General features: G+C 43.8%; 11 protein-coding genes. 10 read left to right on the forward strand and 1 reads right to left on the reverse strand.

Annotated features, from left to right (window positions below; all coding sequences use genetic code 11):
* Positions 1-2: 2 nt before the first annotated feature.
* Both A5883_RS05380 and A5883_RS05385 read left to right on the forward strand, forming a co-directional pair.
* Positions 3-1,547 carry a zinc ABC transporter substrate-binding protein AdcA gene (locus tag A5883_RS05380; protein WP_082741574.1) on the forward strand — a complete coding sequence of 515 codons (1,545 nt, stop codon included), beginning with the start codon at positions 3-5 and terminating at the stop codon, positions 1,545-1,547.
* A 65-nt stretch (positions 1,548-1,612) separates the two neighbouring features.
* Positions 1,613-2,623 (forward strand): plasmid pRiA4b ORF-3 family protein, encoded by a 1,011-nt coding sequence (locus A5883_RS05385; RefSeq protein ID WP_086338109.1) that lies wholly within the window; start codon positions 1,613-1,615, stop codon positions 2,621-2,623.
* Positions 2,624-2,716: 93 nt separating this feature from the next.
* On the opposite strand, the gene A5883_RS05390 is transcribed toward A5883_RS05385, so the two are convergent.
* Positions 2,717-3,832, reverse strand: a complete 1,116-nt coding sequence (locus tag A5883_RS05390; RefSeq protein ID WP_086338110.1) for an NAD(P)/FAD-dependent oxidoreductase — start codon at positions 3,830-3,832, stop codon at positions 2,717-2,719.
* 118 nt (positions 3,833-3,950) lie between these two features.
* On the opposite strand from A5883_RS05390, the gene recQ reads away from it, so the two are divergent.
* The 8 genes from recQ (at position 3,951) to A5883_RS05430 (ending at position 14,892) form a co-directional block, all read left to right on the forward strand.
* On the forward strand, positions 3,951-5,717 hold the full coding sequence (gene recQ / locus A5883_RS05395) for a DNA helicase RecQ (protein WP_061053985.1): 1,767 nt from the start codon (positions 3,951-3,953) through the stop codon (positions 5,715-5,717).
* A 57-nt stretch (positions 5,718-5,774) separates the two neighbouring features.
* Positions 5,775-6,194, forward strand: a complete 420-nt coding sequence (locus A5883_RS05400; RefSeq protein WP_005236549.1) for a GNAT family N-acetyltransferase — start codon at positions 5,775-5,777, stop codon at positions 6,192-6,194.
* Between the two features lie 57 nt (positions 6,195-6,251).
* Positions 6,252-6,992: a MurR/RpiR family transcriptional regulator gene (locus A5883_RS05405; RefSeq protein ID WP_005236546.1), complete on the forward strand. Its 741-nt coding sequence runs from the start codon at positions 6,252-6,254 to the stop codon at positions 6,990-6,992.
* A 545-nt stretch (positions 6,993-7,537) separates the two neighbouring features.
* Positions 7,538-7,903, forward strand: a complete 366-nt coding sequence (locus A5883_RS05410) for a hypothetical protein (protein WP_008381556.1) — start codon at positions 7,538-7,540, stop codon at positions 7,901-7,903.
* Positions 7,904-7,948: 45 nt separating this feature from the next.
* Entirely contained in the window at positions 7,949-10,288 is a 2,340-nt protein-coding gene (locus A5883_RS05415; RefSeq protein ID WP_086338111.1) for a lectin-like domain-containing protein, read from the forward strand.
* Between the two features lie 303 nt (positions 10,289-10,591).
* Positions 10,592-12,736 carry a glycoside hydrolase family 3 N-terminal domain-containing protein gene (locus tag A5883_RS05420; protein WP_086338112.1) on the forward strand — a complete coding sequence of 715 codons (2,145 nt, stop codon included), beginning with the start codon at positions 10,592-10,594 and terminating at the stop codon, positions 12,734-12,736.
* A gap of 223 nt (positions 12,737-12,959) precedes the next feature.
* Positions 12,960-13,961 (forward strand): LacI family DNA-binding transcriptional regulator, encoded by a 1,002-nt coding sequence (locus A5883_RS05425; protein ID WP_042890402.1) that lies wholly within the window; start codon positions 12,960-12,962, stop codon positions 13,959-13,961.
* Positions 13,962-13,974: 13 nt separating this feature from the next.
* Complete coding sequence (locus A5883_RS05430) at positions 13,975-14,892, forward strand: ROK family protein (RefSeq protein WP_176323953.1); 918 nt, start codon at positions 13,975-13,977, stop codon at positions 14,890-14,892.
* Positions 14,893-14,947: the final 55 nt, after the last annotated feature.

A 14,947-nucleotide genomic window follows, 5' to 3' on the forward strand; every position in this document is an offset into this window, starting at 1 on the left:
AAATGAAGAAGTTTTTTAAAATAACGATGTTATCAACAGTAGCCCTAGCTTTGGCGGCCTGTGGACAAGGAGGCTCTGATGCAACTGAACAATCAGGCAACGCTGCTTCTGATAATGAACAAATCCAGGTCATGGCTACGTTTTATCCGATGTATGATTTTACTCGTCAAGTTGTAGGGGATGAAGGGGAGGTTGAATTATTGATGCCCGCGGGCACTGATTCCCACGATTATGAACCTTCTGCAAAAGATATGGCAAAGATCCAAGATGCGGATGTTTTCGTCTACAACAACGAGAACATGGAAATGTGGGTTCCTTCGATTGAAGCCACGTTAAATGACGGGGATGTGACAGTGGTTAAAGCCACAGAAGGAATGGTCCTGTTACCCGGTGACGATGACCACGACCACGATCACGATCATGACCACGACGATGATGGTCATTCTCATGAATTAGATCCCCATGTCTGGTTAGCCCCAAGCTTAGCCATGAAACAAGTAGAGGCGATCCGTGACCAGCTGAGTGAGGCTTATCCAGCGAAAGCGACAGCCTTTGCTGAAAATGCTGCAAATTATTTAGCACAGTTACAAGATCTTCATGAATCGTATGAAGAAGCATTTAGCAATCCGGCGCAAAATCATTTTGTAACGCAGCACGCCGCTTTTGGTTATTTAGCTTTAGAATACGGATTGACCCAAGTTCCGATCTCCGGTCTTTCACCAAGTGAAGAGCCTTCCGCTTCACGGATCGCAGAACTAAAAGAGTTCGTTCAAGAAACAGGCATTCAGACGATCTATTTTGAAGAAAATGCCAAAGACAGCATTGCCCGGACGTTAGCGTCAGAAGCAGGAGTCGAACTGGCTGTTTTGAATCCATTAGAAGGCTTGACCCAAGAGCAGATGGATAACGGGGAAGACTACATTTCAATTATGGAGCAAAACCGCGATGCCTTGAGAAAAACCACCGATGTAGCAAATGACAAAGAAATGGCTGAAGCCGAAAAAGAAAAAACAGTTTATAACGGCTACTTTGAGGATGCCGATGTACAAGACCGTCCTTTATCTGACTGGGCAGGAGACTGGCAATCCGTTTACCCATTTTTACAAGACGGAACATTGGATCAAGTGTTTGATTATAAAGCAAAAATGGACAAGAAAATGACGGCTGACGAATACAAAGAGTATTATACGACAGGGTATCAAACGGATGTTGCTCAGATCAAGATCACAGACAATACAATGACATTTATTTTTGATGATGGTACAGAGAAAGAAGCTAAGTATGTGTATACTGGCAAAGAGGTTTTGAACTACTCAGCTGGTAATCGTGGCGTACGCTTCTTATTTGAAAGCACCGATGAAGATGCGGCGTTCAAATATATCCAATTTAGCGACCATATGATCGCACCAGGTGCTTCACATCATTTCCATATCTACTTTGGCAACGAGAGTCATGAAGCGTTACTAGAGGAAATGGAGCATTGGCCGACCTATTACCCAACGGGGATGAGCGGATTAGAAATTGCACAGGAAATGCTCTCCCATTAAAAAAAAGATTGACAATCCTCGCTCTTTTCGTCAAAGTAAACTTGATAGGAAGGAGCGAGATTTTTTTGGAAAAAACATTGAAGAAATTAGCGAAAGTGATTGCCCGGATGATGGATCACGTTGATTTGTATGGCGGACCCAGTGTGGTTAGTGACGACGATCTTGAGCATTACTTAGATCCTGTTTTTTACTTGATCTTTTGCGCGGAAACAGATGGCGGCATGACCAAACTAAAAGACAAAGTCTTTGTTGAATGGGTATATACTGAAATGCTGCCTCAAGAAGTACCGTACAGTCTAAATTTTCTTCCGTTTGCCAAAACAGCCATTGAAGACTTTTATTACTGCATGTATAAAGAAAAGCATATTACCAAATCGCAATACCTAGAAATTGCCTTTGTATTGGCTGAAAAACAACCTATCTTTTTCGCTCGGATGTCCAAACCACAGTTTTGGTCAGCTGAAAAGAAAGAAGCGATGTTAGCAATGATTAAAGATACCGATCCCGAAGAACATGATCTATTGCCCGTTGATGACCCACGGATTGCTGCAATCTCGCCAAAAATCGTCCCATTTCCAACAAAACATACGGCCTTTGATGACGCAGCAGATACGCCGGTCGCCTATCAGGTCCGTATTGATTTAGAAGGATACCGTCCGCCAATTTGGCGTCGTTTGATTATTCCTGCAGGGCTGACCTATGAACAGCTACATATTTTGATCCAGATTGCCTTTGAGTGGATGAATCAACATTTGTATTTGTTTATTGCCGGCTCGAAATCGATCGGCTTAGGCAATTCCGTTCCAACGGATGCGTCCGCTATTGACCAAGATTTTCAGTATTGTAAGTCCATGACCTATATTTATGATATGGGGGCAGATTGGACACATAAGATCAAGATTGAAAAAGTGTTGACAGCAGAGGATCATCCGAATCCGGTCGTCCCGGTTTGTATCAAAACTGTGGGCGATGTCCCGATCGAAGATGCCTTTGATGATGATATCCGTGAACCACTGGATCGTGAGATCATCAATGAAGTTTTACTCGATTATTGGGAAACAGGAGAATATGTTTAACTAGTAGTTAGGAAATTGTCCGTAATTTTACAAGAATCAAACAGCACAACCACCAGACCGTAACGGTTCTGGTGGTTTTTTAGTGGTTTCCTATCAAAGGCGCTTCTTGATATACTCTGTCATCGGTTTGGTGTAGCACGAGAAGTCTGTTGGTTGCGCATGTACCTCATTGATCCGATTTGCTAGAAGATAACCGATGTAAGGTCCCGTCGTTAAACCGGAAGAACCTAGCCCGCTGGCGGCGAACAAATTCGTTTCATCAGGCACTTCCCCAAAGAAAGGCGCAAAATCAGAGGTGTAAGCGCGTGTGCCGACTCGCATAGTCATTGGGGCAGCAAAGAGTGCTTCGGGGTCTTCAAGAAAAGCACCGATTCCTGTCATCAATTGCTGTTGGGCTGCTTCAGTAGGTGTCAAATCCCAACCAGCATCATTTTCATGAGTAGCGCCTAATAAAATTTGACCATTAGAGAAGGGAATCAAGTCGCCTTCGCCTTCTAGCATGGCGACCGGCCAACTGTTTGTCGGCAGGTTGGTGGCAAAAGAGAGCAACTGGCCTTTTTGCGGACGGATATCAACCTGATACCCTAAAGGTGATAACAAGTCTAGTAATCCCGATCCAGCTGTCAGGCAAAGAATCTCGGTTTCAAGAAAGTGATCCTTGGTTTTGATTTGCCAATGGTTGTCGGTTCTGACGATCTCAGCTTTTTCTTCAATAAAAGTCACTTGCTGCTGCTGAGCGTTTGCTTTTAAGTGGGCAAGATAAGCCTGACCATCTAAGCGGCCACCGCCTGTGATTCGTAAAGAGGGCATTTCTTTTAGTAATGGCAATACCTCTTTGGTTTGTGAGCCCGTCAGTAAGTCGATTTCGCCGATTCCTGGTGCCGCCTTACGTCGATTTTCAGCTAATTCTGCCAGTTCTTGAAGCGCCTTTTCTGGTCGCACTACTAAAGTGCCACATGGGGCATAGATGGATTCATCTAAAGCAAAATCCCGTACCAATTTCGGGAAGAAAGCGGCTCCGTCTTGTGCTAACTGGTACCATTTTTTATTGCGGCGTTTGGATAACCAAGGGGAAATGATGCCAGCGCTGGCAGATGTTGCTTGACCGATGAGGGAATCAATGACAGTCACGTCAAATTTGGTTTTATCAAGATAATTGGCGAGGGTCAAACCGATGATCCCACTGCCGATAATCATAACTTTTTTCATAGTAGAAGACTCCTTTGTTTGATTTCATTGAAAAGCGAATAAAAAGCGAAAGTTCTCTTAATGCCGTTTTCTTTGCGTACTTAATTGCGTATAATAAGGAAATGGAAAAGAGGGTATTATGCAAACTATTCAAACAGTCTTAAAAGAACATTTTGGCTATTCACAGTTTCGTGAAGGTCAAGAGACGATTATTCAATCTATTTTAACACAACAAAATGTTTTGGGAATCATGCCCACAGGTGGAGGGAAATCCATTTGTTATCAATTGCCAGCGCTCTTGCTGGATGGAGTGACCTTGGTCATCTCCCCTTTGATTTCATTAATGAAAGACCAAGTAGATAGCCTCGTTGATATGGGGATCCCAGCAGCGTATATCAATTCTTCCTTGACAGGAGCACAGATCAATCAACGCTTGCAAGAAGCACGCCAAGGGCGAATCAAACTGCTTTATGTTTCGCCAGAACGCTTAGACTCAGAATCTTTCCGCTACTCATTGCGGCAGATGCCGATCGCTTTATTGGCCGTTGATGAAGCCCACTGTATTTCCCAATGGGGACATGATTTTCGCCCGAGCTATCTGCGACTCGCCGAAACGATCGAAAACTGGGAGCAGAAGCCAACGATCGTTGCCCTTACCGCGACAGCTACACCCAAAGTTGCCGAAGACATCGAAAACTTACTTTCAATTCCGGCAGAAAATCAAGTCAAAACCGGGTTTGCTCGGGAAAATTTGGCTTTTCAAGTCGTCAAGGATCAAAAAGATACCTACATCACAACGTATTTGAAAATGAACCAAGGACAATCAGGTATCATTTACGCCAGTACCCGCAAGGAAGTGGAACGGATCTATCACCTGTTGAAACATGAACGCGTGTCCGTCGGGTATTACCATGGCGGACTTTCAGAAGAAGAGCGCTCATTTTTCCAAGAAGAATTTCTTTATGACCGCCTGCAAGTGATGGTAGCGACCAATGCATTCGGGATGGGAATCAACAAAAGCAATGTCCGTTTCGTGATCCATGCCCAGATACCTGGAAATTTGGAGTCTTATTATCAGGAAGCCGGGCGTGCCGGACGAGACGGCGAACCCAGTGATGCGATCTTACTTTATGCTCCACAAGACATGCAGATTCAGCAATTCTTTATCGATCAATCCGAATCAGATATTCTTTATCGCCAAAACGAATACTTGAAATTGCGGGAGATGAGCCAATACGGACATACCCAACTGTGCTTACAGCGCTATATTTTGCGTTATTTTGGAGAAGATGGTTCCGATTGCGGTCGTTGCAGCAATTGCCTTGATGAAAGAGAACAAGTGGATATCACAGTGGATACACAAAAAGTGTTGTCATGTGTGAAACGAATGGGCGAACGCTTCGGGAAAGCCTTGGTGGGGAAAGTGCTAACGGGCTCTGGCGACCAAAAAGTCAAACAGTGGGGCTTTGAAAAGTTACCAACTTATGGATTAATGAAAGATTGGTCTCAAAAGGAAGTCAATCAGCTGATCGATTATTTAACAGCATCAGGGTATCTTTTGCCGTCAGAAGGGCAATACCCTTTGTTAAGTGTGACCAATGCGGGGATTGATGTGTTGCTTGGAAAAGCAAAAGTTTATAGAAAACAAACCAAAGTCAAACAGTTAGTGGTTGATGATGAACTGTTCGATCAACTGCGCACCTTACGATTGAATCTCGCACAAGAACAAAATTTGCCGCCGTATGTCGTTTTTTCTGATAAAACACTGCGAGAATTGGCGGAAGTTCAGCCAAAAACGCCGATCGATTTTTTACAGATCAAAGGGGTTGGCCAAAACAAATTGGATAAGTATGGCGATGCCTTTTTAGCATTGCTTTCTGAATACGAAAAGACGGAAAGTGACTAAAATAGACCATTTTCTCTACGATAAGACAAAAAAACAGCAGGAAGGGACGAAAAATCAGTGATTACGATTCGACCGGCAATAGCTGCAGATCAAGCGTTTTGGTTTTCTTTGGATACTCACTTACCAAAGGAAGTCTTCGCCAAAAAGATAATGGAAAAAACTGCTTATGTGATAGTTGCAGACGAACAGCCAGTAGGGTTACTGCGCTACAATTTTTTCTGGGACACGATTCCTTTTTGTACCATGTTAGTGATCGCAGAAGCGCATCAAGGCAAGGGACTTGGGAAACGGTTGGTTACTTATTGGGAACAACAGCAAAAAGCAGCCGGCCATGCTCTTTGTTTGACTTCCACGCAAGTCGACGAGCAAGCACAGCATTTCTATCGCAACCTTGGTTACCAAGATGCCGGTGGGTTACTTTTGACAAGTCCTGGATTTGAACAGCCGATGGAATTATTTCTTATCAAACAGTTGTGATGTTTTTGCTAGCTTGTGGTACATTGATAGGAGAATGAGAAAATAGGAGCGTTTACTATGTCTTTTTTTGGAAAAATCGATTTCAATGAGTTATCAGAGACCGATCGTGCGATTTATCATTATATGTCGAGCCAAAGTGATAAGATTCCCTATATGCGGGTTCGTGAGATCGCGCTTGAATCCCACACCTCAGCTTCTTCTGTTATGCGCTTTATCCGTAAATTAGGGTATGAGAGCTTTACAGAATTTCGTACCCAGTTCAAAGCACCTGAGTTAGATGCTGTCAGTTTTTTTAGCAGTATGACCGTTTTGGATCCGGAACGCTTCCCGCGAGACATCGAAGGAAAAATCCGGCGAATCGCTGAACGAATGCTGGAATGTGAGAATATTATTTTTTATGGCATCGGTGCGTCAGGTTCAATGTGTGAATATGCTGCCCGCCGTTTTGCCACAATCGGATTTAACAGTTATGCTTTGGTGGATAATACCTATCCAATCTTTGCGAAGCTGAAACATACGTCAGACAATATGATCGTGGTCCTTTCAATCACCGGAACGACCACCGAGATCATTGAAGTGGTCAATGGCTTTCGTAATAATCCTGACTTCACCACTGTAGCAATCACCAGTGACGCCAACAGCACACTGGGGCGAATGTCCGATTATGTCTTAGACTATTCAGTTGATGTGAAACGCATCAACAAGTATGAAGATTTGACGACGCAAATTCCTTGCCTTTTCTTAGTCGAAGCGTTGTCGGAGACGGTTCGTCAGTTTTCTTTATCCGCAGGGGAATAAGCTACATTTTTCCTTTAATAAATGAAAAAAACAAACAGGTTTAATGGATCAAGAGACTTTTCTTTTGATGACTTTTGGACCTGTTTGTTTTTTTGCATTTTAGCAAGCTAATTACGGTTCAGTCTTGTTGATAGAAAATGAGAGGGACGCCTGACATGAAGCGTCGATTCAAGGTGTCGAGGATTAAAGGAATAACGTAATCTAAGATCATTGAGCTTTTTGTTGTATAAAAGGGAGATGGCAAGTTTCTAAAATAGTTGCAACAATAACATATGAATGAAACGTATGTTTTTTTTAACTTCATGCAGGATATTCATCGATCGAGGAATATCGTGAATTTTATTCTAAGTAGAACATCGATATAATTAGTATGACATGTTTGAAAACCATGGTTTTTGAGATATCAAGTACGACTACGATCAAGATAGAATGAATTCCATATAAACAGTACTATTTAGGCTTTTGTAAAGAGATTGGCTTTAATAAAATAACACGTCTCAAAAACGATCGTTTTCGAAATGAACAACTCACAAGGAGGAGGGAGAATGGATATCAACGGTGCATCTATTAGAGGAAGGGCTTTGAAAGTATGTTTGGTCTTATTGTTCGCTTTCGGGTTTACAAGAACGAGTTTTGGCGAGGAGAGACGTTCAACGGAAACGGAGGGGACAGTGGGGTTTACCGGGATTTATGAGCCTTTGGATCAACCAGAACCATCTCCACCAACCGGTCCTGTTCCGCGTCCACCGCAAGACACGGGTAAACCCGGCGGGCAGCTGCCCCAGACAAACTTCATTCAACGGTTGGATTGGGTAATTCTTGGAAGTCTCTTGCTGATCACCGCACTTAACATATACGTAGTAAAACAACTTATCAAAAAAGGGAAATCAACATTCCCTAAGTGGGGCTAGATCCCATGGGGAAAATAAGAGAAATGACATTTAGGAGTGAATGCGATGAACTCATTTTTTCGCAAAAAAAATAAGTGGTTGCTGGTTCTACTTGCCTTACTCCCACTGATTACAACATTAACAATCATGAATGCCGAGACGATTTTTTCGTGGACACCAGAGGAAGAACACGAGGAGAAGGCCGACGATGAAGTGAGTGGAGAAATCTCCTTTGCGGAGGAACTGATCCAAGGAGAGGTCGAGCACGTAATAGATTTTATTTTCTACTCAGAAGTTGCCCTCGAAACGGTGGACATCGCGTTGCCTCAGGAAATAATCATTGATCAGGAAGCTTTGAACGATGAACTAACGGTGGTAGCAACAGACCACGAAGGTGTGTGGCAGCTGAACAGCGAGACCCCACAAACGACTTTTGTCTTACCGATTCTTGTGGATACGATCGGAGAATATGAGATCATCGTTGCCGAGACTGCTACGCAGCGCCTGCTGATCTTAGATCATACGGATGCCGAAGACACTGATTCGACGGAAGAAGAGAATGACTCTGCGGAAGTAGATCAAGCAGATGAGGCTGCGGATGAAGTAGGAAGAGAGGCAGAAGTAGATGATAGAAGTGATACTACAGCTAAAATTCGAATTGAGCGAGCAGATTTCTTAGATCATTTTGATTTGCAAGGACACCCTATCGATGCTACTTATAACGAGCAAACAGGAGAAGTGCTGTTAACGCCCAATCTATCAGATCACGTTGGTAATGTTACTTTAAAAGAAAGGCTCAGTTTGGATCGTCCATTTACGCTAAAAGGCAAAGCAAATATCGGAACGAGATTAGACGGAGCCGATGGCATTGCTTTTGGCTTTCACAATTCGGCTACAGATGAAGTCGGGTATCCAGGAAATGCGTTTGGTATTGGCGGTTTGATCGATGGCTTTGGGTTTAAATTGGACAATAATTATAACACTACACCTAGTGTTTTTGAAGAATTCACGAATCGATTTGAGGTGATTAGAGATCCAATGTCTGTTGGCGGTGCGCCATTCGCTGGATTCATCTATCATACAGGTCCGCGAACGATGGCGACCTATACCGGCAATGATGCATTACCGCAAAGAGCTGGAAATCGCTTGGGACATGATTTGGATGTACTTATTCAATATCAGCCGGATGAAAATGGGAGATGGTTTCAAGTCGATTATGACAATCGGACATGGCGTAGAGATATTAGTGATTGGCAACCTGAGGATGTTTCTGCGATGGCTTTTCTTATTACTGGAAGTACAGGTGCAAGGAGTGATCGCCATACCTTTACTTTTGATTGGATGGAATATCACATTGGTACTGGAACCGTCCATGTAAACTATCTGGATCGAGAGACAGGGGAGGATATTCTACCAACTGAAACATTAGAACTACCATTACGTTTCCTTCATACCCTTGACCCCAAGAACCGAGAGAGCGATGAACCCTATCAGTTAGGGTATGACTATTACGGGGTTGAGTATGTCACAGAACACTTTGACCCAGGTACATTTGCTATTATGCCGCAGCCTTTCCATCAGAATGTTACTTTTTTATTTGATCGCGTGCCATCGAACATCAAGATCAATCACATAGATGAAGAAGGGGTAGCATTGAGGGAACCAACCTATCAAGGAGAATTCGTAAATGAATCGGTCGATATCCTTCCTGAGGAGATTCCTTATTACCAATATCTTTACGAGCGGGACGGTCAGCCGCTGGAAACAAGAGTCACCCGAGATGAACAAGAATACTGGCTGGTTTATGGTTTGGAAAGTACTCCGCAACCAGTAGACCCTCTTGATCCGGATACGCAAGTAAATCCTGAGAATCCGCCTGAGATTGATGCAGAACAAGGGTTTGTCAGCTTGGATTTTGTTTCCCAATTCCAGTTTGGGACAGTTGGCATTCGGTCAGAAACGACGACCTACGATGCCCTGCCGCAGAAACTGCTTCAGCCGGCTGATCCAAATGATAATCTACGCCCTAATTATGTGCAGGTTTCAGATCGGAGGCGGGAAAATTCCGGTTGGACCCTCCGTGCAACCTTACGAGAGCCTTTTGAAAGTGATGAAGGGCATCAACTGACTGGTGCTAGAATTTTATTAGACAATATCGATGTAGTAACGACTCGAGAAAACGTGTCTGAGCCACCTACTCACAAACAGCAAGCAGCACTGACTGTTGGAAATGCGGAGATAATCGCACAAGCAGGTGCCAACCAAGGCAGAGGCACTTGGGTCCAGCGCTTTGGCGATCGAGAAACAATGGATCAAAGTGTCAAACTTGAGGTGCCAATTAGTGCGACTCCTCAAGCCACGAGATATTCAGCAACCATTCTTTGGGAACTTTCATTTGTTCCTTAACAATAAACAAAAAGAAGCTGCAGCGATTTGCAGCTTCTTTTTGTTAGCATCGGAGAAGACACAATGTCGGATGTATCAGGGGATTTGGTGTTATCCATTATTTATGGTACACCTTGTACCATGATGAAGATTTTTCCTTTTTGCCATGAGTTGCACCAAAGTATGAAGATCGTCTTTTTTTGAAAACGTTTTTAATTATACTGAATGAAAGGAATCGGCAACATGTTGCTTCTGCTAAGAAGGAGCAAATGCCGCAAGTTCGATAAGCAAAAGAAGAGAGCCTAATGATTGGAGAGAATAATAGTGGAAACCGTAAAACTAAAAGAACTGATTGACCAAATGACTGTAGCTGAAAAAGTGGGCCAGTTGGTCCAATTGACGCCAGATTTTTTTGCGCAAGGAGGAGAAATCACCGGTCCGATGCAACAATGGCACATGAGTGAAGACCAATTATTTTCGATTGGTTCTGTGTTGGGCACTCATACTGCGGAACAAGTGTATGCCATCCAAACGTCTTATCTTGAGAAAAGTCGCTTAAAGATTCCTCTTGTTTTTATGGCAGATGTTATCCATGGGTATGAAACGATTTTCCCAATTCCACTGGCCTTAGCATCTTCCTTTGATGCGCAGTTAGTGGAAGAGGTTGCTAAAGCTTCAGCAAAAGAAGCGGCAGAAGCTGGTGTCCATGTCACGTTTTCACCGATGGCGGATCATGTTAAAGACGCGCGCTGGGGAAGGGTCTTGGAAAGTAATGGGGAAGATCCGACCTTATCTGCGGTGTTGACGGCTGCTTATGTACGAGGGTATCAAGGAACTGCTTCCCTTGCAGAAAATAAACAGCGAATTGCTGCTTGTGTCAAACACTTTATCGGCTATGGCGCTGCAGAAGGCGGCCGGGATTACCATACTGTCGATTTGTCTGATCTGGAGCTCTACCAAAATTATCTGCCCGCGTTTCAGGCGGCGATTGAAGCTGGTGCAGAATTGGTCATGACTTCTTTTAATACGATCCATGGTGTGCCGGCCACAGCCAATCAACCATTGTTGCAGGAAGTATTGCGAGAAAAGCTTGGGTTTGATGGCTTGATCATCTCAGATTGGGCAGCGGTGGCGGAATTGATGGCGCATCGTGTAGCTGCTGATCGAAAGGAAGCCGCACAGAAAGCTTTTACTGCAGGTGTCGAAATGGATATGATGAGTGATTGCTATTTGAACGCACTAGAGCAAATCATTCAGGCAGATCCTGCTATGAAAGAGCAGTTGAATAAGGCGGTTTTTCATGTGCTACATTTAAAGAACAAGCTAGGCCTTTTTGAAGACCCTTATAGAGGGTTAGCACCGGAAAACTTAACGCCTAGACTCCTAAAGGAAACCCGTCTTCTTTCACGAGAAGCAGCAAAGCAAACAACGGTTCTTCTGAAAAACCAGGCACTGTTGCCTTTGCAGAAAAAACAAAAGGTCGCGCTGATCGGTCCCAAAGCAGATTCAAAGGATCTTTTGGGGGCTTGGTCGTGGATCGGCAAACCAGAGGCTGCGGTCTCCTTAGCGGAAGGTCTTTCTCAAAAAGAAATTGACTTAACTGTCTTACCGTACCCTGATGGGGAAATGTTGACGAGCGCCTTTCTTGATGAGGCGTGTAAAGTCGCTAAAGGAGCTGAGGTCGTTTTATTGGCTCTGGGGGAAACCAGCGAGGAAGCGGGAGAAGCGGCAAGTCTGACCAAACTTTCTTTATCAAGAAAGCAAGAAGCATTGATTGAAGCAGTAAGTCAGGTCAATCCTAGGATCGCAACGATTCTTTTCTGTGGCAGACCACTGGTTTTGACCGCCATCGAGCCTCTTTGTCAAGCAATCATGATTGCCTGGTTCCCTGGATCAGAAGGCGGTAATGCATTGGCAGATTTGTTGATGGGCGAATCTGAACCGCAAGGACGTTTAGCTATGAGTTTTCCAAGGGCAGAAGGACAGTTGCCGTTGACTTATGCTCAACTCTCTACAGGTCGGCCACTGACAGAAGAGAATAGTGATCAAAAATATATTTCGCGCTATATGGATGAAAAAAATGAGCCGTTGTTTTCTTTTGGCTCGGGGATAGGCTATAGTAAATGCACGATTACCCACACCCAAATCATTATTCCTCAGGAAAAGGGTGCGCCATTTGAGATCAGTTGCACACTGAAAAATGAGGGCGATGTGCCGCATACAACGACATTGCAACTCTATAGCAGAGACGATGTTACGGAAGTAGCACGACCGATGAGGGAATTGAAACAATGGCAAAAAATCCATCTTGCTGCAGCCGAAGAAAGGCAGCATTCATTCTATGTTACACCAGAGGATTTTGCTTATGTTCATTCCGATTTCTCGACAGAAAGTGATCCTGGTACGATTTCCTTATACCTTGGCTTTGCTGCTGCCTCAGCGAAGTTGATTGGTACGCTCACGATTTAAAAGCCTTTCGAGGCTTTTTTTTTCGGGTACAACTTGTACCAAAGTGGCACAGGTTTCAAGGTGCTGGTACATGCGCCAACTAGTCCTAGAACCATTGTGGGTGAAAACGTTTTTATATATAGTTGGTTTATCGGATGGCCAACCTTAGAGTGGTCGTTGATTTTTTCAGAAAAATAAAAACGTTTTTATTTTTGGGAAGAATCCTTCAGGAGGGGAGAATCATTTGACAAATCGAATCACGATTCGGGAAGTGGCAAAGGAGGCAAACGTGTCGATTGCGACCGTGTCTAAAGCATTAAACGGTGTCGATGTTGTTCGGCCCGCAACGAAAGAACGTGTGATGGCTGCCGCGCAGCGGTTGCATTATGTCCCAAATTTGATGGGCAAACAATTAAAAAACACGAAAACCAAGATGCTTGGTTTTTACACCACCAGCATTAAGGGCCCCTACTTTAGCGTACTAGTTGAAGCCATTGCCAGAGAGGCAGAAAAACATGGGTATGCAGTCAACGTGTTTTTATCTGCAGATAAGCGCGTTGTCCTCAATAGTATTTTAGGTGGTGTTGTTGATGGCATTATTGGATTTGAAGATTTTTTAACGAAGCAGGATTTGGCTGCGATGGAACGAGAACAAATCAAAGCCGTCTTTATCGATCGAAACATTCAAGAGAAGAACTTCGGCAGTGTAGTCTTTGATTCTTTCGAAAAAGGGAAAGCAGCCACCGAGTATCTTTTGTCACTTGGCCACAAAAAAATTGCCTTTATCAGTGGTATTACTGGTGTTTATGATAGTGATGAGCGTTTAAGAGGGTATTTAGAAGCATTAAACGAGGCAGGGGTTTCTAAACGGTCGGACTATCAATTGCAGGGGTTCTTTGAAGAAGAACGAACGAGAGTCCGCGTGCAACAGTTTTTGCTAGAGCAGAAAGATTTACCCACAGCGTTTCTGGCGGGAAATGATCTTAGTGCGATAGGAACGGTCAAGGCGATCCATGAGACCAAGTGGCGGGTGCCGGATGATTTCAGCGTAATTGGCTTTGATGGCATCGATCTCTTGGACTATTTCATGCCTCGGTTGACGACTGTGAAAAATCCAATCCAATTGCAAGGGGTCACGGCAGTAAACCACTTGATCGAAATGATTGAGGAAAATGCATGTGGTGTCTCCTACGTTTTACCAGGAGAATTGAGTATTAAGCAATCGACAAAACAAGTAAATGAATAATGAGGGTGAAGCAATGTTTATTGGAATTGATGTTGGAGGAACGGCTATCAAATATGGTGTGATTTTGAGAACGGGTGAAATTGTGAAGAAAGGACAGATGCCAACCATTCATGAAAAAGAAAAATTTTTGCAATCCATCACAGCATTGATCGAATCGCTGCAGCAAGATGCAGTGATCGAAGGTGTCGGTATTAGCGCACCGGGCATCATCCAAAAAGATGGCACGATGATCACGGCAGGATCAATCAAACCGCTTTATGGAATCAACCTAAAGTTGGAATTAGAGAAACGTGTCAAGCTGCCAGTCCTTGTTGAAAATGATGCCAATGCTGCAGCGATTGCTGAAAAATGGCTTGGGCATGCACAGGCTTGTGAGAACTATCTTTGTCTTGTTGTGGGAACTGGTATTGGTGGCGGGATCATCGTCAACAATCAGCTCTATCGAGGCAGTCATGGCATGGCAGGTGAATTTGGGTGGATGCTGATCGACACATTGCCTGAACAGGGAAATCTAGAGTCAGTTTCCTTGAATCAACGAGCAGCCATCGTGGGTGGTCTTTGCCATCAGTATCAACTGGCACTTCAGCAACAAGGGCGAAGTGATCTGTCTCAAGATGCAGTCGAGATCTTCCAGAGAGGAGAACAAGGAGAAGTAGTAGCGAACCAAGTGATTGCTCAATTTTTCCAAGATTTATCAGTGGGCTTACTGAATTTGATCAGTACATTTGATCCCGAGCTGATTTTGGTTGGTGGTGGGGTCAGTGAAAATGATGGTTTCATGACAAGGCTTGAAGAGACCATGAGCCAGCTAAAAGCTCGCCATGAAAGTATTGGTTATTTAGAAGGTCGCACGATTGCACCGATTCAACGAGCAAAATTAAAAAATGATGCTGGTATGATTGGTGCGGTCTATCAATTGATGAACCAATAAAGGAAAGCATGTATTTCCTTTGGGTGAAAAAGTAAGCGTTTTAGAAAGGGTGGAA

Source organism: Enterococcus sp. 5B3_DIV0040 (genome assembly GCF_002140755.1).
Lineage (GTDB): Bacteria > Bacillota > Bacilli > Lactobacillales > Enterococcaceae > Enterococcus_D > Enterococcus_D casseliflavus.

Excerpts from the sequence above, each read along its gene's own strand:
- recQ (WP_061053985.1), top strand. The coding sequence starts at position 3,951 with ATGCAAACTATTCAAACAGTCTTAAAAGAACATTTTGGCTATTCACAG.
- A5883_RS05405 (WP_005236546.1), top strand. The coding sequence starts at position 6,252 with ATGTCTTTTTTTGGAAAAATCGATTTCAATGAGTTATCAGAGACCGAT.
- A5883_RS05380 (WP_082741574.1), top strand. The coding sequence starts at position 3 with ATGAAGAAGTTTTTTAAAATAACGATGTTATCAACAGTAGCCCTAGCT.
- A5883_RS05415 (WP_086338111.1), top strand. The coding sequence starts at position 7,949 with ATGAACTCATTTTTTCGCAAAAAAAATAAGTGGTTGCTGGTTCTACTT.
- A5883_RS05410 (WP_008381556.1), top strand. The coding sequence starts at position 7,538 with ATGGATATCAACGGTGCATCTATTAGAGGAAGGGCTTTGAAAGTATGT.
- A5883_RS05430 (WP_176323953.1), top strand. The coding sequence starts at position 13,975 with ATGTTTATTGGAATTGATGTTGGAGGAACGGCTATCAAATATGGTGTG.
- A5883_RS05390 (WP_086338110.1), bottom strand. The coding sequence starts at position 3,832 with ATGAAAAAAGTTATGATTATCGGCAGTGGGATCATCGGTTTGACCCTC.